General features: G+C 70.2%; 19 protein-coding genes. 10 read left to right on the top strand and 9 right to left on the bottom strand.

What is annotated here, in order from left to right; translation table 11 throughout:
- Together ACMA1D_RS04770 and ACMA1D_RS04775 are read left to right on the top strand one after the other, a co-directional pair.
- Positions 1 to 591 (top strand): N-acetylmuramoyl-L-alanine amidase, encoded by a 591-nt coding sequence (locus tag ACMA1D_RS04770; protein ID WP_414722589.1) that lies wholly within the window; start codon positions 1 to 3, stop codon positions 589 to 591.
- Positions 592 to 847: 256 nt separating this feature from the next.
- Positions 848 to 1,768: a 1-aminocyclopropane-1-carboxylate deaminase/D-cysteine desulfhydrase gene (locus tag ACMA1D_RS04775; protein WP_414722659.1), complete on the top strand. Its 921-nt coding sequence runs from the start codon at positions 848 to 850 to the stop codon at positions 1,766 to 1,768.
- A 28-nt stretch (positions 1,769 to 1,796) separates the two neighbouring features.
- Here ACMA1D_RS04775 and ACMA1D_RS04780 read toward each other — a convergent pair whose 3' ends face one another.
- Positions 1,797 to 3,395 (bottom strand): Na+/H+ antiporter, encoded by a 1,599-nt coding sequence (locus tag ACMA1D_RS04780; RefSeq protein ID WP_414722590.1) that lies wholly within the window; start codon positions 3,393 to 3,395, stop codon positions 1,797 to 1,799.
- A gap of 111 nt (positions 3,396 to 3,506) precedes the next feature.
- Here ACMA1D_RS04780 and ACMA1D_RS04785 point away from each other — a divergent pair, with 111 nt between their 5' ends.
- The 4 genes from ACMA1D_RS04785 to ACMA1D_RS04800 all read left to right on the top strand — a co-directional run bounded on the left by ACMA1D_RS04785 (position 3,507) and on the right by ACMA1D_RS04800 (position 6,131).
- Entirely contained in the window at positions 3,507 to 3,767 is a 261-nt protein-coding gene (locus tag ACMA1D_RS04785; RefSeq protein ID WP_414722591.1) for a UBP-type zinc finger domain-containing protein, read from the top strand.
- A 162-nt stretch (positions 3,768 to 3,929) separates the two neighbouring features.
- A complete protein-coding gene (locus ACMA1D_RS04790; protein WP_414722592.1) occupies positions 3,930 to 4,481 on the top strand; it encodes an N-acetyltransferase family protein in 552 nt (183 codons plus the stop codon).
- 314 nt (positions 4,482 to 4,795) lie between these two features.
- Complete coding sequence (locus tag ACMA1D_RS04795) at positions 4,796 to 5,209, top strand: anti-sigma regulatory factor (protein ID WP_349997307.1); 414 nt, start codon at positions 4,796 to 4,798, stop codon at positions 5,207 to 5,209.
- Positions 5,210 to 5,225: 16 nt separating this feature from the next.
- Entirely contained in the window at positions 5,226 to 6,131 is a 906-nt protein-coding gene (locus tag ACMA1D_RS04800) for an RNA polymerase sigma factor SigF (protein ID WP_414722593.1), read from the top strand.
- A gap of 469 nt (positions 6,132 to 6,600) precedes the next feature.
- Here ACMA1D_RS04800 and ACMA1D_RS04805 read toward each other — a convergent pair whose 3' ends face one another.
- Positions 6,601 to 7,299: a hypothetical protein gene (locus tag ACMA1D_RS04805; RefSeq protein WP_414722594.1), complete on the bottom strand. Its 699-nt coding sequence runs from the start codon at positions 7,297 to 7,299 to the stop codon at positions 6,601 to 6,603.
- A gap of 112 nt (positions 7,300 to 7,411) precedes the next feature.
- Here ACMA1D_RS04805 and ACMA1D_RS04810 point away from each other — a divergent pair, with 112 nt between their 5' ends.
- Positions 7,412 to 8,380, top strand: a complete 969-nt coding sequence (locus tag ACMA1D_RS04810; protein ID WP_414722595.1) for a diacylglycerol/lipid kinase family protein — start codon at positions 7,412 to 7,414, stop codon at positions 8,378 to 8,380.
- 317 nt (positions 8,381 to 8,697) lie between these two features.
- Positions 8,698 to 8,955 (top strand): WhiB family transcriptional regulator, encoded by a 258-nt coding sequence (locus ACMA1D_RS04815; RefSeq protein WP_003953983.1) that lies wholly within the window; start codon positions 8,698 to 8,700, stop codon positions 8,953 to 8,955.
- An 879-nt stretch (positions 8,956 to 9,834) separates the two neighbouring features.
- On the opposite strand, the gene ACMA1D_RS04820 is transcribed toward ACMA1D_RS04815, so the two are convergent.
- From ACMA1D_RS04820 to ACMA1D_RS04830, 3 genes are all read right to left on the bottom strand, one after another.
- Positions 9,835 to 11,304 (bottom strand): sensor histidine kinase, encoded by a 1,470-nt coding sequence (locus ACMA1D_RS04820; protein WP_414722660.1) that lies wholly within the window; start codon positions 11,302 to 11,304, stop codon positions 9,835 to 9,837.
- 382 nt (positions 11,305 to 11,686) lie between these two features.
- Positions 11,687 to 12,169, bottom strand: a complete 483-nt coding sequence (locus ACMA1D_RS04825; protein ID WP_414722596.1) for a GNAT family N-acetyltransferase — start codon at positions 12,167 to 12,169, stop codon at positions 11,687 to 11,689.
- 421 nt (positions 12,170 to 12,590) lie between these two features.
- Positions 12,591 to 13,259 carry a TetR/AcrR family transcriptional regulator gene (locus ACMA1D_RS04830; protein ID WP_414722597.1) on the bottom strand — a complete coding sequence of 223 codons (669 nt, stop codon included), beginning with the start codon at positions 13,257 to 13,259 and terminating at the stop codon, positions 12,591 to 12,593.
- Between the two features lie 80 nt (positions 13,260 to 13,339).
- Here ACMA1D_RS04830 and ACMA1D_RS04835 point away from each other — a divergent pair, with 80 nt between their 5' ends.
- Positions 13,340 to 14,095: an SDR family oxidoreductase gene (locus ACMA1D_RS04835; protein WP_414722598.1), complete on the top strand. Its 756-nt coding sequence runs from the start codon at positions 13,340 to 13,342 to the stop codon at positions 14,093 to 14,095.
- Positions 14,096 to 14,494: 399 nt separating this feature from the next.
- Here ACMA1D_RS04835 and ACMA1D_RS04840 read toward each other — a convergent pair whose 3' ends face one another.
- From ACMA1D_RS04840 to ACMA1D_RS04855, 4 genes are all read right to left on the bottom strand, one after another.
- Positions 14,495 to 16,078, bottom strand: coding sequence for a glycoside hydrolase family 3 protein (locus tag ACMA1D_RS04840; RefSeq protein ID WP_414722599.1), 1,584 nt, complete (start codon positions 16,076 to 16,078; stop codon positions 14,495 to 14,497).
- Between the two features lie 31 nt (positions 16,079 to 16,109).
- Entirely contained in the window at positions 16,110 to 16,940 is an 831-nt protein-coding gene (locus tag ACMA1D_RS04845) for a carbohydrate ABC transporter permease (protein WP_414722600.1), read from the bottom strand.
- A complete protein-coding gene (locus tag ACMA1D_RS04850) occupies positions 16,937 to 17,926 on the bottom strand; it encodes a carbohydrate ABC transporter permease (protein WP_414722601.1) in 990 nt (329 codons plus the stop codon). Before ACMA1D_RS04850 ends, ACMA1D_RS04845 begins: the two co-directional genes overlap by 4 nt.
- Positions 17,927 to 18,027: 101 nt before the next feature.
- Positions 18,028 to 19,302, bottom strand: a complete 1,275-nt coding sequence (locus ACMA1D_RS04855) for an extracellular solute-binding protein (RefSeq protein ID WP_414722602.1) — start codon at positions 19,300 to 19,302, stop codon at positions 18,028 to 18,030.
- A 282-nt stretch (positions 19,303 to 19,584) separates the two neighbouring features.
- Between ACMA1D_RS04855 and ACMA1D_RS04860 the strand changes: the two genes are divergently transcribed.
- The gene (locus tag ACMA1D_RS04860) at positions 19,585 to 20,382 is read left to right on the top strand and encodes a GntR family transcriptional regulator (protein WP_414722603.1); all 798 of its coding nucleotides are present in this window, start codon (positions 19,585 to 19,587) and stop codon (positions 20,380 to 20,382) included.
- The last annotated feature ends 84 nt before the right edge of the window (positions 20,383 to 20,466 follow it).

Consider the following 20,466-nt stretch of genomic DNA (forward strand, 5'->3'; position numbering starts at 1 on the left):
ATGTCCCCACCCATGTCCGCGCGGGACTTCATCGAGGCACTGCGCGCCGAGGGCGTCCGGGTCGAGGAAGTCGGCGACTGGGAACACCACAACCGCAACCACAAGGGGCCCTGGGGGCCGGTGCACGGCGTCATGATCCACCACACCGTCACCTCGGGGGCCGAGGAGACGGTGCAACTGTGCCGCGACGGCCACTCCAGCCTGCCGGGTCCGCTCTGCCACGGCGTGATCACCAAGGACGGCACGGTGCACCTGGTCGGCTACGGCCGCGCCAACCACGCCGGACTCGGCGACGACGACGTGCTACGCGCGGTGATCGCCGAGAAGGGCCTGCCACCCGACAACGAGGCCAACACCGACGGCAACCGCTACTTCTACGGCTTCGAGTGCGAGAACCTCGGCGACGGCGAAGACCCCTGGCCGGCGGCGCAACTCGCGGCCATCGAACGCGCCGCCGCGGCCATCTGTCGCCACCACGGTTGGACCGAGAGATCCGTCATCGGCCACCTGGAATGGCAGCCGGGCAAGGTGGACCCCAGGGGCTTCACCATGAACAGCATCCGGGAGCGCATCCGTGACCGGCTGAAGTAGCCGCGCACCGGGCACAGCACCGCCCACCCCCACCGGCCCCGACGCCCGCGGAGCTGTGCCCCACCCTCCCCGCGACGAACGCCAGCGAACGGCAACGGGCGACAGACGACAGCGGACGACAGCGGGCAAGAATCAACGGGCAACGAGCAACAACAGGCGACAACGGACACCATCCGACGACAATGGCCCGGTGAGCAGCAACGCCCCCGGCCACCCCGCCGATCTACCCACCCCAGACGCCGCCCCGCACACCCCCCTGCACACAGCCCTGCGCCCCGTCCTGCCGTCCCCGTTGCAAGAACTCCACGACGAGCGCTTCGCCCGGCGCGACGTACGCCTGCTGCTCAAGCGGGACGACCTGATCCACCCCGAGCTGCCCGGCAACAAGTGGCGCAAGCTGGAGCTCAACCTGCGGGCCGCCGCCGAGTCGGGCCCGCGTCCGCTGCTCACCTTCGGCGGCGCGTACTCCAACCACCTACGGGCCACGGCCGCGGCCGGCCGGCTGCTCGGCCTCGCCACCATCGGCGTCGTGCGCGGCGACGAACTCGCAGGTCAGCCCCTCAATCCGGTACTGGCCCGGTGCGCGGCCGACGGCATGCGGCTGCACTTCGTCAGCCGCTCCGACTACCGGCGCAAGGCCGACCCCGCGCTGCTCGACGCCCTGCGCGCCCGGTTCGGCGACTGCTACGTCATACCCGAGGGCGGCAGCAACCGGCTGGCCGTGCTCGGCTGCCGGGAACTCGGCCGGGAACTGCGCACCGGCCTCCCCGCCACCAGCGGGCCGCAGGTCGTGGGCGTCGCCTGCGGCACCGGCGGCACGCTGGCCGGCCTCGCCGCCGGGCTCGCCAGCGGCCCCGGGCCACGGCCCCGCGCCCTCGGATTCCCGGTACTCCGCGGCGGCTTCCTGACCGCCGAGGTGACCGCGCTCCAGACCGCGGCGTTCGGCGCGCGCACCGGCGACTGGGAGCTGAACGAGCGCTTCCACTGCGGCGGCTACGCCCGTACGACACCGGAGCTGACCGCGTTCGCCGACGACTTCGCGCACCGCCACGGGCTCGTCCTCGACCGTGTCTACGTGGCCAAGCTGCTGTACGGCCTGACGACCCTGGCCGAAGAAGGCACTTTCGCACCGGGCAGTACGGTCACCGCGGTCATCACCGGCCCCGCCGCCCCCTGACCCACGGCGCCCGTCGCCGCGTCCGTCGCTACCCCTCGCCCTCCCGGTACGCGGCGGCCTCCTCCAGGTCCAGTCGGCGCAGCAGCGTCCGTAGCATCTCGTCGTCGATGCGCCGCTCGTCCCGCAGCCGTACGAACACCTCCCGCTCGACCTCGATCACCTCGCGCGAGAGCCGGCGGTAGGTCTCGTCCGCCGATTCGCCCGTCGTCTCGCTCACCGTGCCGAGCCGCTCCCACACCGCGTTCCGCCGCCGCTCCACGACCGTCCGCAACCGGTCGGCCAGCGGCTGCGGAAGCGCGTTCCGCTCGTCCGCGAGCAGTTCCGTCAGCCGCTGGTCCGCCGCCTGCGACGCCTCGCTCTGCGCCTGTGCCTCGGCCAGCGTCTCGGCCCGTACGTCGCGCCCCGGCAGGCGCAGCGCACGGATCAGCACCGGCAGCGTCAGACCCTGGACGACCAGCGTGCCGATCACCGTCGAGAAGGTCAGCAGCAGCACCAGGTCGCGGTCGGCGAAGTGGTCGCCGCCGTGCGCCGCGGTGGGGATGGAGAACGCGATGGCCAGCGACACGACGCCGCGCATCCCCGCCCAGCCCACGATGGTCGGCGCGGTCCAGTCCACGTCGGGCTCGCGCGCCCTGATCCGCGCCGAGAGCAGCCGCGGCAGAAAAGTGGCCGGAAACACCCACACGTACCGCACCACGACCACCGCCAGGAACACCGCCGTGGCGTACCAGGCCACCTCGCCGACCCCGTACCCCGAAAGGTCGCGCACCACGACCGGGAGTTGCAGCCCGATCAGCGCGAAGACGGCCGACTCCAGGACGAAGGAGACCATCGCCCACACCGCGTGTTCCTGGAGCCGGGTGGCGAAGTCCACCTGCCACAGGTGGTGCCCGAGGTGCAGCGCGACCACCACCACGGCCAGCACCCCCGACGCCTCGACCTGTTCGGCCACCGCGTACGCGACGAACGGGATGAGCAGCGACAGCGTGTTCTGCAACAGGGGCTCCCGCAGCCGGGTGCGCAGCCAGTGCAGCGGCACCATCAGGAGCACCCCGATCCCGACCCCGCCCACCGCGGCCACCAGGAACTCCCGCACCCCCGACCCCCAGGTGGCGCCCGCGCCGACGGCCGCGGCCAGGGCCACCTTGTACGCGGTGATGGCGGTGGCGTCGTTCACCAACGACTCGCCCTGGAGGATCGTGGTGATGCGGGACGGCAGCCCCGCCTTGCGCGCGATGGCGGTCGCGGCCACCGCGTCCGGCGGCGCGATGACGGCCCCGAGCACCAGCGCCGAGGTCAGCGACAGGCCGGGCACCACCAGGTAGGCGATCCAGCCGACGGCAACGGTCGCGAACAGCACGTACCCAACCGAGAGCAGCGCCACCGACCGCGCGTTCGCCCGCAGGTCGAGGTAGGAACTGTCCAGCGCCGCGGTGTGCAGCAGCGGCGGCAGCAACAGCGGCAGCACGACGTGCGGGTTCAGCACGTAATCGGGCACGCCCGGCAGGTACGAGGCCACCAGCCCGGCCGCGACCAGCAGCAACGGCCCCGAGATCGGAGTACGGCGGGCCGCGCCCGCGATCGCCGCGCTGCCCGCGACCAACATCAGCAGCGGAATGACGTCCATCGGCCCACGCCCATCGCATCGTCCCGGCCCGTACGCCCCGTACGCGCCCCAGCCCGCGCCGCTGCCCCGTCACCCGCTCGCGACAGGGCAAACCAACCTAATCTGGCCATCATGAGTGAATGCCCGCACAACGCCGAGCTGCCCCGCCCTGCGCCCGCCGCCCTGAGTGAGACCTGTCTGGAGTGCGTCGAGGCCGGCACCCACCCGGTCCACCTGCGCCTCTGCCTGACCTGCGGCCACGTGGGCTGCTGCGACTCCTCCCCGCTCCAGCACGCCTCCGCGCACTTCGCGGAGAGCGGCCACCCGGTGATGCGCTCCTTCGAACCGGGCGAGGACTGGCGCTGGTGCTTCGTCGACCAGACGGTGCTCTGAGACCGGACCGCGCCCCGGGACCGGGCCGTGCGGTGGGTTCCTGGACGGCCACCCCGCGCACTGCGGGCCACGCACGCCCCGCCACTCCCGCGCACCGCCCGCCCCACCGCACGACCTGGCCCGACGGCCCGGCTGTCGGTCGCTCCGGTTACCTTTGGCCGCATGATCCGACCAGCAACACCCGCCGACGTCCCGGTGGTACTCGCCATGATCCGCGAACTCGCGGAGTACGAGCGCGAGCCGGAGTCCGCCAAGGCCACCGAGAAGCAGTTGCACGAGGCGCTCTTCGGCGAGCACCCGGCGGTCTTCGGCCTGATAGCCGAGCAGCCGCGCCGGCCCACGGCGAGCGACCCGGACCCCTCCGGCTTCGAGCCCGTCGGGTTCGCCCTGTGGTTCCGCAACTTCTCCACCTGGACCGGCACCCACGGCGTCTACCTGGAGGACCTGTACGTGCGCCCGGCCGCGCGTGGCGGCGGCCACGGCAAGGCGCTGCTGGCCGAGCTGGCCCGGATCTGCGTGGAGCGCGGGTACGAACGGTTCGAATGGACGGTCCTCGACTGGAACGCCCCGTCGATCGCCTTCTACGAGTCGCTGGGCGCCGTGGCGATGGACGAATGGACCGTGCGCCGGCTCTCCGGCGCCCCACTGCACCAACTCGCGGCTTCCGCAGTCGCCCCGCACGCCGCCGGCCGATCTTCCACAACCGCCGGCTGACCTGGGAAAACAGCATCAGGTAAGCGCATCGGAAGAAGGCGGGCCGAACGACGGAACGCCATCTCTTTCGATTGGGGGCCGCAAACCCCTAGCCACTGTGCGTACTCATATGCTTACCATGAGTGACAGCCGCGCACTTCCGGCCTCGTACTCACCCTGGGCGAGCCATGCTCCGTCCGGGCGACACGAGGCCACAGATCGCGATAGCGTCGCAGGCGAACCATGTGCCGCGCCACTTCGTCCGCCTCCCACCATAGGGCAGACGGCCGGCACTCGTATCAGCTCAACCAGCTTGTGTCACCTTGGAGGTGAGGGTGTCCCAGATCGCAGGCGAGCCCGGGACCCAGGACTTCGTGGAAGTCCGGTTGCCCGCTGCGGGTGCCTACCTGTCGGTGCTGCGTACGGCCACAGCCGGCCTAGCAGCCCGTTTGGACTTCACCCTCGACGAAATCGAGGACCTACGCATCGCCGTGGACGAGGCGTGCGCGATCCTCCTGCAACAAGCGGTCCCCGGCAGCGTCCTCAGTTGCGTCTTCCGCCTGGTCGGAGACGCGCTCGGGGTGACGGTGTCGGCGCCCACCACCGACGGCCGCGCTCCCGAGCGCGACACCTTCGCCTGGACGGTGCTCTCGGCGCTTGCAGGCGAGGTCGACTCGACGGTCGGCGACGACCGGACGGTCAGCATCAGCCTGCACAAGAAGCGCGGCGCCGGGCCCGGCCAGCCGTAACGGAAAGGGGGGCTCCGTGAGTACTGCATCATCGCGGGGGGTGCGTGCCCCGGCCGTCCCGCAGCAGCCGGACCGGCCGCACCCCGCGGACCCGGAGCCGACCGGCGACGGATCAGAGCGGGCGGACCACATGGATCAGCACCAGCACGAGCAGCGGACCCACGATCCACAGGACCGAAGCGGCGCACGTGCGATGTTCATAGAGCTGCGCCAGCTCCCCGACGGCTCCGCCGAGCGTGCCGAACTGCGCAACAACCTCGTGCGGATGCACCTCCCGCTGGTCGAGCACCTCGCGCGACGCTTCCGCAACCGCGGCGAACCGCTCGACGACCTCACCCAGGTCGCCACGATCGGGCTGATCAAGTCGGTCGACCGCTTCGACCCCGACCGCGGGGTGGAGTTCTCCACGTACGCGACGCCGACCGTCGTCGGCGAGATCAAGCGGCACTTCCGGGACAAGGGCTGGGCGGTGCGGGTGCCGCGCCGGCTCCAGGAGCTGCGACTGGCGCTGACCACGGCGACGGCCGAGCTCTCCCAGCGGCACGGCCGGGCGCCCACGGTGCACGAGCTGGCCGAGCACCTCGGGATCTCCGAAGAAGAGGTCCTGGAGGGGCTGGAGTCCGCCAACGCGTACAGCACCCTCTCGCTCGACGTGCCCGACACCGACGACGAGTCCCCCGCGGTCGCGGACACCCTCGGCGCCGAGGACGAGGCGCTGGAGGGCGTCGAGTACCGCGAATCCCTCAAGCCCCTGCTTGAGGACCTGCCACCGCGCGAGAAGAAGATCCTGCTGCTGAGGTTCTTCGGCAACATGACCCAGTCGCAGATCGCCCAGGAGGTCGGCATCTCCCAGATGCACGTCTCCCGACTCCTCGCCCGCACCCTCGCCCAGCTCCGGGAGAAGTTGCTCGTCGAGGAGTGAGCCGTGCCCCGGGCTCCGGCGCCCTGCCCCGCAGCCGCGCCGGAGCCCAACGTGCCACCCCGCAGCCGCCCCGCTTCCACACCGCACCGCCGCCGCGCGCCGCTTCCGGTCCTTGCGCCCGCGCGCCCAGCCCCGGGCCTCGCTGCCGGGCGCCCCTCCCCCACCGCCGCCCCGCGCGCCGCGTTCCCGCGCACCGGCTACCCCGTACGCCACCCTCAACGCCCACCAGCCGGCCGTACGCAGCCCCGGCGCCCGAGCTCGTACGCCAAAGCCAGCGCCCCGGGCCCACACCCCACCAGCGACCACACAGCCAACCCACGCCCCACAGCCACAGCCACAGCCACAGCCACAGCCACAGCCACAGCCACAGCCACAGCCGGGAAACGACTCAGCGCCGCGGTGGGCGCAGGGTTGGTCGGCGTCCCACCGCGGCGCTGAGGGTGCGCGCTCGCGGGTTGCTCGCGGGTTGCTAGGCGTCGCGCGGGCCGATGCCCAGGGCCTCGGTCGCCGTGGGGTTGACGAGCAGGGCGAGGGCGGTGATGGCGGCGAGGCCGACGACGACGCCGCCGGCGATCAGTGCGTTCCCCGAGTTGAGCAGGGTCCAGGCCACCGGCAGCGCCATGATCTGCGTGATCATGGCCGGCCCGCGGCTCCAGCGGCGGCGCAGCCACAGCCCGCGCGCGGCCGTCAGCGGCAGCACGGCCAGCGCGAAGAACACGACCGCGAGGATCTCCGCCTGCTTCGGGCTGTCCGGGTTGCCGGCCAACCCCATCACCATCAGGTACACCCCGTACGCGGCGAGCAGCACACCCTCGCCGGCGGCGATGACCGCGGCGCCGGTCAGCCTGGCGGGACGGGGCCCGGACGGCGCCGCCGCAGCGGAAGCCGGGGCAGAAGCCGCCCCGGAACCCGACGCCGAGGCGGCCGACGCCTCCGCGGACGCAGCGGACCCGGCGGGGGTTGCGCCGGTTCCAGCCGTTCCGCCCGCCCCGGAGCGCCGGCCGGACCTGGCCGGACCTGGCCCTGCGACGGCGCCGGGCCCGTCCGCACCGGCCGCCCCCGACGCACTCCGCTCGGCGTCGACCGCCTTGCCCGACTGGGTCTTCTTGGCCGCCGCCGGGCCGTTCTTGCGGCGCTGCGCGGGGCCACGGTTCTGCTTGCTGCTCACCCGGGCAAGGGTAGTGCGTCGCCCCCGACACCCACGGGGCCCGGCAGCGCACCGGCCCCGGGCACACCCACCGGGGTGGGAGCTCTACCAGCAGGTAGGTAGTCTGCTTCGCATGCGCGCGCTTCTCGTGGTCAACCCGGCAGCAACCACCACCAGTGCCCGCACCCGTGATGTGCTGATCCATGCACTGGCCAGCGACCTCAAGCTGGAGGTCGCCGGCACGGAGTACCGGGGGCACGCCCGCGACCTGGCCCGCCGGGCGGCCGAGAGCGGCACGTACGACGTCGTGGTCGCCCTCGGCGGCGACGGCACCGTCAACGAGGTGGTCAACGGGTTGCTCCACGAGGGCCCCGCGCCGAGCGAGCTGCCGCGCCTCGCGGTGGTGCCGGGCGGCTCCACCAACGTCTTCGCCCGGGCGCTCGGTCTGCCGAACGACGTCGTCGAGGCGACCGGCGCCCTGCTGGCAGCGCTGCGCGAGGGCAGCGAGCGCACGGTGGGCCTCGGCCTGGCCGCCGGCACGCCGGGCTCCGCCGACGAGTCGGTGCCGGCCCGCTGGTTCACCTTCTGCGCGGGGTTCGGTTTCGACGCCGGCGTCATCGGCCGGGTCGAGCAACAGCGGGAGCGCGGCAAGCGCTCGACACACGCGTTGTACGTACGGCAGGCACTCCGCCAGTTCCTCGGCGAGCCGCGCCGCCGCCAGGGCACCATCACCATCGAGCAGCCCGGCCAGGACCCCATCGCTGACCTGGCGTTTTCCATAGTCTGCAATACCTCGCCGTGGACCTACTTCGGCAATCGGCCGATCTACGCGTCGCCCCAGGCGTCCTTCGACACCGGCCTCGACGTGCTCGGCCTCACCAAGCTGACGACGCCGACGGTCACCCGGTACGCAACCCAATTGCTGACCTCGACGCCCGAACGCGGCCCCCACGGCAAGCACGCCGTGTCACTGCACGACCTCGCCGACTTCACCTTGCAATCGCAGGCTCCGCTCCCGCTTCAGATGGACGGCGACCATCTAGGACTGCGTACGAGCGTGACGTTCACAGGCGTACGCCATGCACTGCGTGTGATTGTGTGAGTGGCAGGGGCAAAACTCCTTCCACTCGAACGTTTAGCCTGGCCTCCACCCTGTGGAAGTACGGCTGTGACAGAGGCGACACCGTGGATTCAAAAAAAACTTTCCGGAAGGGGTTGTATCCGTCGCCGAGGTTTGCGAGTCTCTTCATGGCGATCGGGACGGCCGCACACGGGCCCCCATGAGAGCCCGAATCCCCCTCCTTATGACTTTAGGTCCGCACCAGGGAACTGGGCGGCGGCCCTTCCATTGCGGGGGGATTCGTGAAAGCGTTCACATTCACAAGCAATGAACCCGCAATACGAGGAGATGGAGCAGCCATGGACTGGCGTCACAACGCCGTTTGCCGCGAGGAAGACCCCGAGCTGTTCTTCCCCATCGGCAACACCGGTCCTGCGCTGCTGCAGATCGAGGAAGCCAAGGCCGTCTGCCGCCGCTGCCCCGTCATGGAGCAGTGCCTGCAGTGGGCGCTTGAGTCCGGCCAGGACTCCGGCGTCTGGGGTGGCCTCAGCGAGGACGAGCGCCGCGCAATGAAGCGCCGCGCCGCTCGCAACCGGGCGCGCAACGCCAGCGCCTGACCAGCAGCCCCTCGGCCCCCGAGCCGCAGCGCGCAGTACCCCCGATGCTCTGCCAGGCTCCGCCCCCGGCCACACGGCCGGGAGGTGCCAAGGGCGGTGCCCCCACAGCAACGTGAGCTTTGAGCCCCGGACCAGATGGGTCCGGGGCTCAGTGCTGTGCCCGCACGGCAGCGCGCACCGCACCGGCCCGTACGCGGAGACCGACCCCTCGCAGGGCACCCTGCGAGCACGCCCGGCGACCTTGCGGACGGTGCACGGGCGGGCCGGGAGCGCCGCCCGTCGGGGCGGCGAACGGGCCCCTCGGTACGGGTCCGACGGCCTCTCCGGCCCACGGCCGCGACGTCGTGGCGTACGAAGAGCTCGCCCCGCGTCCCCCGATCGAGTGATCCGAGAAGGCAACGGTCAGATATCGATCCGGCCGCGCGCCGCCGCGAAGTGATCAGCCGCGGGGCATTTCCCCTTCCCCGTCCGGTTGTTGGGCCCGCCATCGGGGGCGTCGCGCATAACGAATGGGCGACGATGACTGATGCGTCGTCAATTCCCGGTGCGGGTACGGCACTGCGCACGCCTCTCACCAGGGAGATGGTCGAAACACCGGTAAACACCGTTGACCGCAGCGATCCGTGCAATCGCCTTCTGAACACGGGAAATGCCGCATCACTGCTGCGCACGCCACTCCGTCCCACCAATGGCGAAGCAGATCGACGGCGAAGCAGATCGATGGGGCAGCGGCTCGAAGTCGAAGCGACCCGAAGGCGAAAGGGCCCGTACGCAACAAGCGAGCAGCTATCGGCGCACCCGAGCCGCCTCTCGCCGGCCCGGGTCGGTTCTCGGGCGGCGCCGAACGCCGGGCCGGCCGATCGGGGAAATCCCGCGCCGTCAGCCCTTTTCGGCGCGTACCGGTAGGTCGAGTACGACCCGGGTGCCGCCGGCGGGCGCGGGGAGCATGGTGAACGTGCCGCCCAACTCCCCCTCCACCAGGGTGCGGACGATCTGGAGGCCCAGGTTTCCCGCCGTGTGCGGGTCGAAGTCGGCGGGCAGTCCGCGTCCGTCGTCCTGCACCGTGACCAGCAGGCGGCCGTCCAGCCTGGTGCCGCCGCGCACCGCGCTGACCTCCACGGTGCCTTGCTCCCCCGGGCCGAAGCCGTGCTCCAGCGCGTTCTGCAACACCTCGGTGAGCACCATGGACAGCGGCGTGGCCACCTCGGCGTCGAGGATGCCGAACCGGCCGGTGCGCCGACCCGCCACCGTACCCGGCGCGATCTCGGCCACCATCGCGAGCACGCGATCGGCGATCTCGTCGAACTCCACGCGCTCGTCCAGGTTCTGGGACAGCGTCTCGTGGACGATGGCGATCGACCCGACCCGGCGGACCGCCTCGTTGAGCGCCTCGCGGCCCTGTTCGGAGTCCATCCGGCGGGCCTGGAGGCGCAGCAGCGCGGCGACGGTCTGGAGGTTGTTCTTCACCCGGTGGTGGATCTCGCGGATGGTCGCGTCCTTGGTGATCAGCTCCCGCTCCCTGCGCCGCAGTTCGGTGACGTCGCGCAGCAGGACGAGGGAGCCGATGTGGGTGCCCTTCGGCTTGAGCGGGATGGCCCGGAGCTGGATCACCCCCTCGTCTCCCTCCACCTCGAACTCCCGCGGCGCCCACCCGCTGGCGAGCTTGACCAGCGCCTCGTCCACCGGGCCGCGGGCCGGGGCGAGTTCGGCGGTGGTACGTCCCAGGTGGTGACCGACGAGGTCGGCCGCGAGGCCCAGCCGGTGGTAGGCGGAGAGCGCGTTGGGGCTCGCGTACTGCACGACGCCCTCCGCATCGAGCCTGATCAGGCCGTCGCCCGCGCGCGGTGACGCATCCATGTCGACCTGCTGGCCGGGGAACGGGAAGGCCCCGGCGGCGATCATCTGCGCCAGGTCGGACGCGCTCTGGAGGTAGGTGAGCTCCAGCCGGCTCGGGGTGCGCACGGTGAGCAGGTTGGTGTTGCGCGCGATGACACCGAGCACCCGGCCGTCGCGGCGGACCGGGATCGACTCCACCCGGACCGGCACCTCCTCGCGCCACTCCGGGTCCCCCTCGCGGACGATCCGCCCCTCGTCGAGCGCCGCGTCCAGCATCGGGCGGCGGCCCCGGGGGACGAGATGTCCCACCATGTCGTCCTGGTACGAGGTGGGGCCGGTGTTGGGTCGCATCTGCGCCACCGACACGTAGCGCGTCCCGTCCAGCGTCGGAACCCACAGCACCAGGTCGGCGAAGGACAGGTCGGAGAGCAACTGCCACTCGGAAACCAGCAGGTGGAGCCACTCAAGGTCGGAAGCGTCCAGAGCGGTGTGCTGGCGTACGAGATCGTTCATGGAGGGCACGTCGCGAGCCTACCTGGGGCCCTCCCCAGCCAGTCCGCGCCGAGCCGTAGACAGCGATGAATGGTCTAGTCCACAATGGTTCTACAACGACCTCCACTCTCCCCGCACAGGAGAGTGGACCGAGGTTCGCGGCGCTCTCTGCCCTGACCGCGCTGGAGCCTCAGGTCGGCCGAACCGGCCGATGCAACTCCGGGCTGCGGTGCCGGGCGGGTTGAGGGTCCCGCCCTGGCGCCGCGGCCCGCGGGTGTCTTCCCACCCCTCTCACCAGGCACGATGCGGCTCTCGGGCCCCGTACCGTCCTCCATCCCGCCCCCTTGAGGCGCCGGCCGTGGACACTGTTGCGGCACGGCCGGCGCCTCGGCTGGGTGCCGGCCTACAGCTCGCGGTAGTAGACGGCCAGGGGCAGCTTGGTGCACCCGAGGCTTTCGTACAGCGCTCGGGCCGGGGCATGGAACTCGTCGCCGCCGGTTCCGATCTCGGCGTACACGGCTCCGTGGGCCCGCATGTGGCTGAAGGCGTGCTCGCACAGCTCGGTGGCTAGGTGGTCGCGCCGGCGGTGTGCATCGACGGCGAGGATGCTGATGGTCCCGTGCTCGCGGGCGGGATCGACCTCACAGCCCACGTAACCGACGGTCTCTCCGTCGAGGTCCGCGACCGCGACGTACTTGTGGTGCTCCGGAGCATGAAGTGTGGCGAGAAGGGTGCGGTAGTCCTCGCGCCACTGGCCGTGCTGCCGGGTGAAGACGGTTTCGCCGACCAGGGGCCGGAAGGAGTCCTCGTAGAAGGGCCCGAAGGTCTCGATGGTGAGCTCGATCAGCCGAGGAAGGTCACGCGGCTCGAAGCTGCGAATGATCATGAAATGCGTCTCTCTCTGAGGAGTCGACAACCGGAGAAACAGGCATCGACGGTCTCGCTCACGGAGAAGAAAGAGGCGAGCGAGACCTCAGCGGCGGATACGCCAGGCGGCGAAGCATTCCATGCACGTCAGATTACTGGGCCCTCCCCGCAGGCGTAGACCTTTTCGGTCCGGTTGCTGCCTCCAAGACCATCCCCTGCCGCATGTCGACTCACCTCGGCTGGGCCCCTTTCCCGTCCCCCAGCGTGACCGTTCGGGGTGGCGGGTGGGGTGTCGGTTTTCGGGGCTTAGTACGGGCAGCACGCTTCGACGCCGCGGGGCGGGGCACGGCTGGGGCCGCGCGGCGGGCATGGTTGGGCGAGGTGCGTCGGGGCCGGTTCGGAGCGGCAGCTCGCCCGCTCCACGCGACGGGTGCCGCGCGTCAATCGGCCCGTATCCGCCCCTGCTCGGGCGCCGCGCCGTCATTCTGCTGCGGCCAGGCCAGCATCGCCGTACGCGCCACGGTCTCCAGGGTCTCCTGGTCGGCACCGTCCCTGGCCTGCTGGGCCATGCCGTGCAGCACCGCCGTGGCGTAGACGGCGAGGCCGTGCACATCGGTGCCGGGCGGCAGTATCTCCGCCTCGACGTCCGCGGCGATGCGCCGCTCCAGCGCCGTGACGCCCTCCCGACGCCGCTCCGTGAGGTCCTGCGCGACCTCCGCGGACTGGACGGTGCAGTTGACCGCCGCGCTGATCAGCATGCAGCCGCGGGGGTAGCCGGGCAGCGTGTGCCAGGTCGCGGCCTCGTGGAGCATGCGGGCCACGCCCTGGCGCGCGGTCGGCTCCTCTTCCAGGGCCCGGTCGATGAAGCCGCCGAACTCGCGCACGTACGCCTCGATGGCCTCCTCGAAGAGCGTCTTCTTGTCCCCGAAGGCCGCGTACAAGCTCGGCGCCTTGACGCCCATCACCCGGGTCAGGTCGGCGATGGACACCGCCTCGTAACCGCGGTCCCAGAACTCTATGGTCGCGGCCCGCAGCGCCGCGTCCCGGTCGAAGGAGCGGGGTCTGCCGCGCCTCACCGCCCCTTCGCTTCCCTCATTCGTGGTAGCCATGGACACATTCTATAGCGGTCACTACGCAATGTGCTACGGTTCTTCTGTATCGACTCCTACAGAAAGAGGGGGGCGTAGCCATGGGCGCGCTCAGTGGCAAGACGGCGCTGGTCACCGGGGGTAGCCGGGGCATCGGGCGGGAGATCTCGGAGCGGCTGGCGCGGGACGGCGCCCGAGTGGCGGTGCACTACGGGCGGAACGAGACGGCGGCCAAGGAGACGGTCGCCGCGATCGCGGCGGCGGGCGGCGAGGCGTTCGCGGTGCGCGCCGAGTTGGGCGTGCCGGACGATGCCGAGACCTTGTGGGCCGCGTTCGACGAGCACGCGGACGGGCTGGACGTCCTGGTCAACAACGCGGGCATCGTGGAGTCGCAGGAGCCGATCGCGGGCGTGACGCGCGAGGGGTTCGACCAGACCTTCGCGGTGAACACGCGGGCACCGTTCTTCATCACCAAGCTCGGGCTGTCGCGGCTGCGCGACGGGGGCCGGATCATCAACATCTCGACGTCGCTGACGCGGGGTGGCGCAGAAGCAAATCTGATCGCCTATTCCATGTCCAAGGGCGCCATCGACGTCCTCACCACCACCTTGGCCAAGGAGTTGGGCCCCCGCGGGATAACGGTGAACGCGGTCTCGCCCGGTGTGGTGGACACCGACATGAACGCCTCCTGGCTGCGGGACGACCCGGAGGCATGGGCGAGCGTCACCGAGGCGTCCCCCCTGAAGCGGGTGGCCAAGGCCGATGACGTGGCGGACATCGTGGGCTTCCTGGCCTCGTCCGACAGCCGCTGGGTCACCGGCCACTGGATCGCTGCTACGGGAGGTGCACTGCTGTAAGCCGTCGGGCGCTCGCCGTGGTCGCCGGTCGCCGGTTCTTCCAGTGGTTCAGTGAGTCATTGGTCCAGCGAGTTACGGGACCAGCGAGCCAGGGGTTTCAGCAGAGGCAGTGGCACGTGCTGGGGTGCAGCGGGGTGCGGGGCACGCGCTGGGCAGGGCGGGTGAGGGGCTGCCCGCCCCGACCGATCCTCGATACTCCGCGGGTCCCTCGCATAACGCACCTTGCTCCGGCGCCGAGGCCGGCACCGGAGCAAGGGAGACAAAGGGAGACAGGGGAACCACGCCCACCACACTCCCACCGCGCCCCGTACGGCCGGGGAGCCAGCGCCACGGGTGCACTGGCGCCCGCTGTCCAGGGTGGGGCGGATCGACGAGAGGTAGGTGAGTGAGTGGACGGGGTTACTGGGTGGGCGTGCTGCCGGTGATGGCTTCCGCCGCGGCGAGGCCGCAGACGCGGGCGGCGCCGTGGGTGGCGATGTGCAGCGCGCCGATCGGCTTGGCCTGGGGTACGCCCATCTCGACGACGACCGTGTCGGGGCGGGCGGCGACCAGGGCCGCGAGGGCGTCGGTCATCCACCCGTGTCGGTGGACATCGCGGACGACCGCGACGATGGGGCGATCCCCCGCCGTCGCGCACACCCGCGCGATCGTGTCGGGCACACCATCGCCCGTGACCCGCGCGTGGTTGAGGCTCTCGGTCTCAGTGCCGGGGAGCAGCCGGGCGAGTTCGGCCGCGACGCCCCACGGCGTGTCGTCGCCGACGGCGATGCTGGCCACCGGGGTGAAGGCGGCGACGTAGGCGGGTCCCGTGAGGGAGGTGAAGCCCTGTTCGCCGACGGTCAGGTGGACGGCGCGGCGCGCGGCGGCGAGGCCGACCTCGGGGGCCGCGGGGACCGGTTGACGGGCCGGTGCCGTCGGGGCCGCGGTCGATCCCGTGCCCTGGGTGCCCAGGCGGGCCCAAGCACCCAGGGCGCGGACCCGGGCCGCGGCGTCGGCGAGCCGCTCCTCCTTCAGCTCGCCGGCGCGTACGGCCCGTACGAGGGCGTCGTGCAGCCTGTGCACGGTCTCCTCGTCGGCCAGGCCGCCGCCGACGCAGATGGCATCGGCGCCGGCGGCGATGGCCAGTACGGTGCCGCGTTCCAGACCGTACGCCGCGGAGATGGCCTTCATCTCGATGGCGTCACTGATGATCAACCCGTCGAAGCCGAAGCCGCCGTCGGCCACGGGGCGGCGAAGCAGCCCGTGCAGCGCCTCCGCACTCAAGGTGGCGGGTCGATCGGGGTCCAGGGCGGGCACCAGGATGTGCGCGCTCATCACGGCCTTGGTGCCCGCGGCGACGGCGGCCCGGAAGGGCACCAGGTCGCGGGTGTCAAGGACGGTTCGGTCAGCGTCAATGCGAGGGAGGTCGTGGTGGGAGTCAACGGCGGTGTCGCCGTGTCCCGGGAAGTGCTTGACGCTGGTGGCCACACCGGCCGCCTGCATGCCTTCCACATAGGCGGCGGTGTGCCGGGCGACCAGGTCGGGGGCGGCGCCGAAGGAGCGTACGCCGATGACCGGGTTGTCGGGGTTGGCGTTGACGTCGGCGGACGGTGCCCAGTTGAGGTTGACCCCGCACTCGGCGAGGCGGCGCCCGATCTCCTGCGCCACGGCGCGGGTGAGGTCCGGGTCGTCCACCGCGCCGAGGGCGAGGTTGCCGGGGAAGGAGGAGCCCTCGTTCACCTCAAGGCGGGTGACGTCGCCACCCTCCTCGTCGATGGCCACCAGGAGGTCACCGCGCTCCGCCCGCAGTTGCCCGGTGAGTGCGGTGACCTGCTCCGGCCGCTGGATGTTGCGGCCGAAGAGGGCGACGGACTCCAGTCCCTCGTCGATCTTGCGGAGCAGCCAGTCGGGGGCGGCTGTGGTGCCCCGGAATCCCGGCTGGAGTACGGCGAGGGCGTCGCGGGTGAGGGAGTCGGTGCGGGCGGAGGCGGTGCTGGTGGTCATCGTGCGGTGTTTCCCTTGCGGTGGAGGCGCCTTATCCCTTGACGGCGCCGGACGTCAGGCCACCGACGGCCCGGCGCTGGAGGAAGAGGAAGAGGATCAGGATCGGGAGGGCGAACAGTGTGGCGGCGGCCATGGTGGCGCCCCAGTCGTTGCCGAAGTTGCTCTGGAAGCTGTAGAGCCACACGGGCAGCGTCTGGGCGTGGTCCTCCTTGTTGAGGATCAGCACCATCGGGAACTCGTTCCACGCGGTGATGAAGCCGAACAGCGAGGTGGCCATCAGGCCGGGCGCCAGCAGCGGGAAGATCACCTTGCGGAAGGCCTGGGCCCGGGAGCAGCCGTCGACCATGGCGGACTCTTCGAGTTCCTTGGGCACCGCGGCGATGTAGTTCCGCAGCGTCAGGATGGTCAGCGGCAGCACCATGACCATGTAGAAGAGGGTGAGGGGGACCAGGCTGTTGAGCATGTCGGCGTCGCGCACCAGCATGTAGATCGCGATGACCATGACCTCCCAGGGGGCCATCTGCGCGATCATGAACACCAGGATGACGCCCCGGCGGCCCTTGAACCGCATCCGCGCGATGGCGAAGGACGCACAGAGCGCGATCAGCAGGGACAGGCCCACCGCCAAGAGGGTGACGGTGAGGGAGTTGCCCACCAGCGTCCAGAAGTTGGGCGCGTGGACGGCCGTGTCGAAGTGCTCGAAGGTCAGCGAGGACGGGAACCAGACGGGGTCTTCGCTGAGGATGTCACCGGTCGGCTTCAGGGCCGTGTTGAACATCCAGTACACGGGGAAGACGAACCCGATGACCAGGACGATCGCCGTCGCGTTGGGCCAGATGCGGCCGAGGAGTGAACGCTTCACAGCTCGTCCCTCTCTTGCTTCAGAACGATGCGGAGGTAGTACGACGTGAGGGCCAGCAGCACCAGGATGGTGAGCAGCGAGATCGCGGCGCCCATACCGAAGTGCTGGTTTCCGACACCCTCGACGAAGGCGTAGACCGGCAGGGTCTCGGTGAGCCGGTCGGGCGCGCCGCCGCTGATCGCGTAGATCTGGGGAAGTGCCTTGAACACCCAGATGACCTCAAGGAAGGTCGTGGCGAAGAGGAACGGCTTGATGAAGGGGAAGGTCACTGCGGTGAAGCTCTTCCAGGCGCCGGCGCCGTCCAGGGACGCGGCCTCGTAGAGCTCGTTCGGGATCGTGGTGGTCGCGGCGTACAGGCTGAGCGCCACGAACGGGACGGACTGCCACACGATCAGCAGCGAGATGACGAAGAAGGCGGAGAACTGCGAGCCGATCCAGTTGTAGTCGGCCATCGAGTGCCAACCCAGCTTGTCGAGCACCCAGTTGACGACACCGAAGCGCTGGGCGAAGAGCCACTGGTAGACGGTGGTCGCGGCGATGATCGGCATCGCCCAGGTGAGCACCAGGGCGACCTGGAGCGTGAGCCGCATCTTCTTGCCGAGCCGGGCGAGCAGCAGGCCGACCAGCGTGCTGACCACCATGATCAGGATGACGTTGACGCCGGTGAACACGATGGAACGGCCGACGACGCGCCAGAACTCTTCGCTCTTGAGGGTCTCTTCGTAGTTCTCGACCCCGGTCCACTCGGTGAGCCGGAGGATCAGTTGTCGCCGGTTGATGTTCTGGAAGGACAGAAGGCCGTTCTTCACCATCGGCCAGCCGAGGAACACCGCGGTCACGGCTAGCGCGGGAAGCAGCAGTACGTACGGCAGGAGGTTGCCTCTGAGCCCCTTCCGTTTCGCGTCGGGTCCGCCGCTCGGCGGTCCTCCGCTCTTGCGGACGGCAGTTCCCGGCGCCGCCTCCGCACGTTCGGTCTGCACTGACATGCTCGTCTTCTCTTCCTGGCCGGACGTAGTCGATGCGCTGCCGGGGGTTGGCATCTCCCAATCCCCCGGCAGCGTGCGCGTGTTGATCTAGCGGCTAGCGGCTAGAGGTCCTGGCTCAGCCGCTTGTTGAGCTCGCCCTCAACCGACTTGGCGGCTTCCTCGTGCGACTTGCCGTTGAGCACGGCGGTCATGTACGTCTTGATCGGGTTCGGGGTGTTCTCGACCGCGGCCCACTCGGGGATCAGCGGGGTGGTGCCACCCACGGAAGCCGGCGCCATGGCCTCGGCGGCCGGGTTGCCCTTGAGGTTGCTCTGGAGCGACTCCTTGTTCGGGATCACGCCGCCTTCCTTGGCGAGCTGGCCCTCGAACTTGTCACTGAGCGCGATGCGGAGGAATTCCTTGGCCAGTTCCTGCTTGTCGCTGCCCGCGGCGACGGCGAGGTTGGAGCCACCGAGGAAGACACCCTCAGGCTTCTCGGCGGTCTCACCCGGGATGGTGAAGTAGCCGATGTCCTTTTCAATCTTCGGGTTGGCCTTGATGGCGGTGGCGGCTTCCCAACCCATACCGATGAAGGCGCCGGTCTTGCCCTCGGCGAAGACCTCGGCCTGCTGCGGGGTGGCCTCGTCCTTGTCCTTGGGGGCCTTGGTGAACTTGGCGTACTGCTTGTAGATGTCCATCGCCTTGCCGACCGCGGGGTCGGACATGTTGGAGACGTACTTGTCGCCGTCCTTCTTCACCAACTCGGCACCGGTGCCAATGGTGAGGCCGTCGAAGAAGTACCAGTTCTGGCCCGGCATGTAGATGGGCTCGGCGTCGGTCTTCTTCTCGATGTTGTCGAGCGCCTTGAAGAACTCGGTACGCGTCTTGGGAATGTCCTTGTTGCCGGCCTCGGCCCAGATCTTCTTGTTGTACAGAACGACGCGGCTCACGCCGAACCACGGCGCGGCGTACTGCTTCTCGTTGAAGACGGAGGACTTGTTGAGGGTCTCCGTCCAGTCGGCGCCGATCTCCTTCTTCAGGTCCGAGAGGTCGGCCAGGCCCTCGGTCTGCGCGTATGCGGGAGTCTGCGTGTTGCCGAGTTCGATGACGTCCGGCGGATTCGACTCGGAGAGTGCCGTGGTTACCTTCTGCTGAATTCCGTTCCACTGCTGAATCTCAAACTTCAGCTTGGCACCGGTCTTCTTTTCGAAGGCGGCGGTCACATCCTTGGTCCAGCCATCAGGGGTAGAACCATCCATGGCCCAGACGGTCAGGGTCTCGCCCTTCCAGCCGTCCTTGCCTTTGCCTTTGTTGTCGTCGCTGTCCGATGACCCACAGGCCGCGACGCTCACCAACATGGCCGCGACACCCGTCGCCGCTATGAGCCCACGCTTCACAGCACTCTCCTCAAAGAACCGGAATTGGTCTTTAATGGTTTAGACCAGTTCCCGCAGCTTGGCCTAGACCTTTAGGGGTGTCAAGGGTGTATAAGAGTCGCTGTCAGGTCCGTTATCGGACCGACACCTGGGGCCTACCCACTCGTTCATGAGGGCCCCATTGGGCCCGCCCATGCCACGATGTGAGCCGCGCTGCGTTGTCCGGGGACACCCCCCGTACCTCCAGCCGAAGTAACGGAGGAGCCGGTGACGGCAACAGGATCGGAGTCGGGACGTCACGCCATGGGGACCGACGGGGACATCACACAGAGCGTCGCCGGCGCGATCGACAACGCCAACGGGACGACGCCCACGAGCCCCACGCGCACCGCGCGCGTTCCCAAGTACTACCGACTCAAGCGCCACTTGCTGGAAATGACCGAAACCATGCCCCCGGGCACCCCGGTCCCGCCCGAGCGCACCCTGGCCGCCGAGTTCGACACCTCCCGCACCACCGTGCGCCAGGCGCTCCAGGAACTGGTCGTCGAAGGACGGCTGGAGCGCATCCAGGGCAAGGGCACCTTCGTCGCCAAGCCGAAGGTCTCCCAGGCGCTCCAACTCACCTCGTACACCGAGGACATGAAGGCCCAGGGCCTGGAGCCGACGTCCCAACTGCTGGACATCGGGTACGTCACGGCCGATGACCGGCTCGCCGGGCTGCTCGGCATCACCACCGGCGGCCGGGTGCTGCGCATCGAGCGGCTGCGGCTGGCCAGCGGCGAGCCGATGGCCATCGAGACCACCCACCTGCCCGCCAAGCGCTTCCCCGCGCTGCGCCGCAGCCTGGTCAAGTACGCCTCGCTCTACACGGCGCTGGCCGAGGTCTACGACGTGCGGTTGGCCGAGGCCGAGGAGACCATCGAGACCTCGCTGGCGACGCCGCGCGAGGCGGGGCTGCTCGGTACGGACGTGGGCCTGCCCATGCTCATGCTGTCCCGGCACTCGCTGGACGACAGCGGCGAGCCGGTCGAGTGGGTGCGCTCGGTCTACCGCGGCGACCGGTACAAGTTCGTCGCGCGGCTGCGTCGCCCGACGGACTGATCCGACCCGCCGGACGGCGGTCAACTGCCGTCTGCCGCCCAGGAGTTGTCGGCGCCCCGAGCCATCGGCCGGGGCGCCGCGGCC

This window comes from Streptomyces sp. 796.1, assembly GCF_047525675.1.
Classification (GTDB): domain Bacteria; phylum Actinomycetota; class Actinomycetes; order Streptomycetales; family Streptomycetaceae; genus Streptomyces.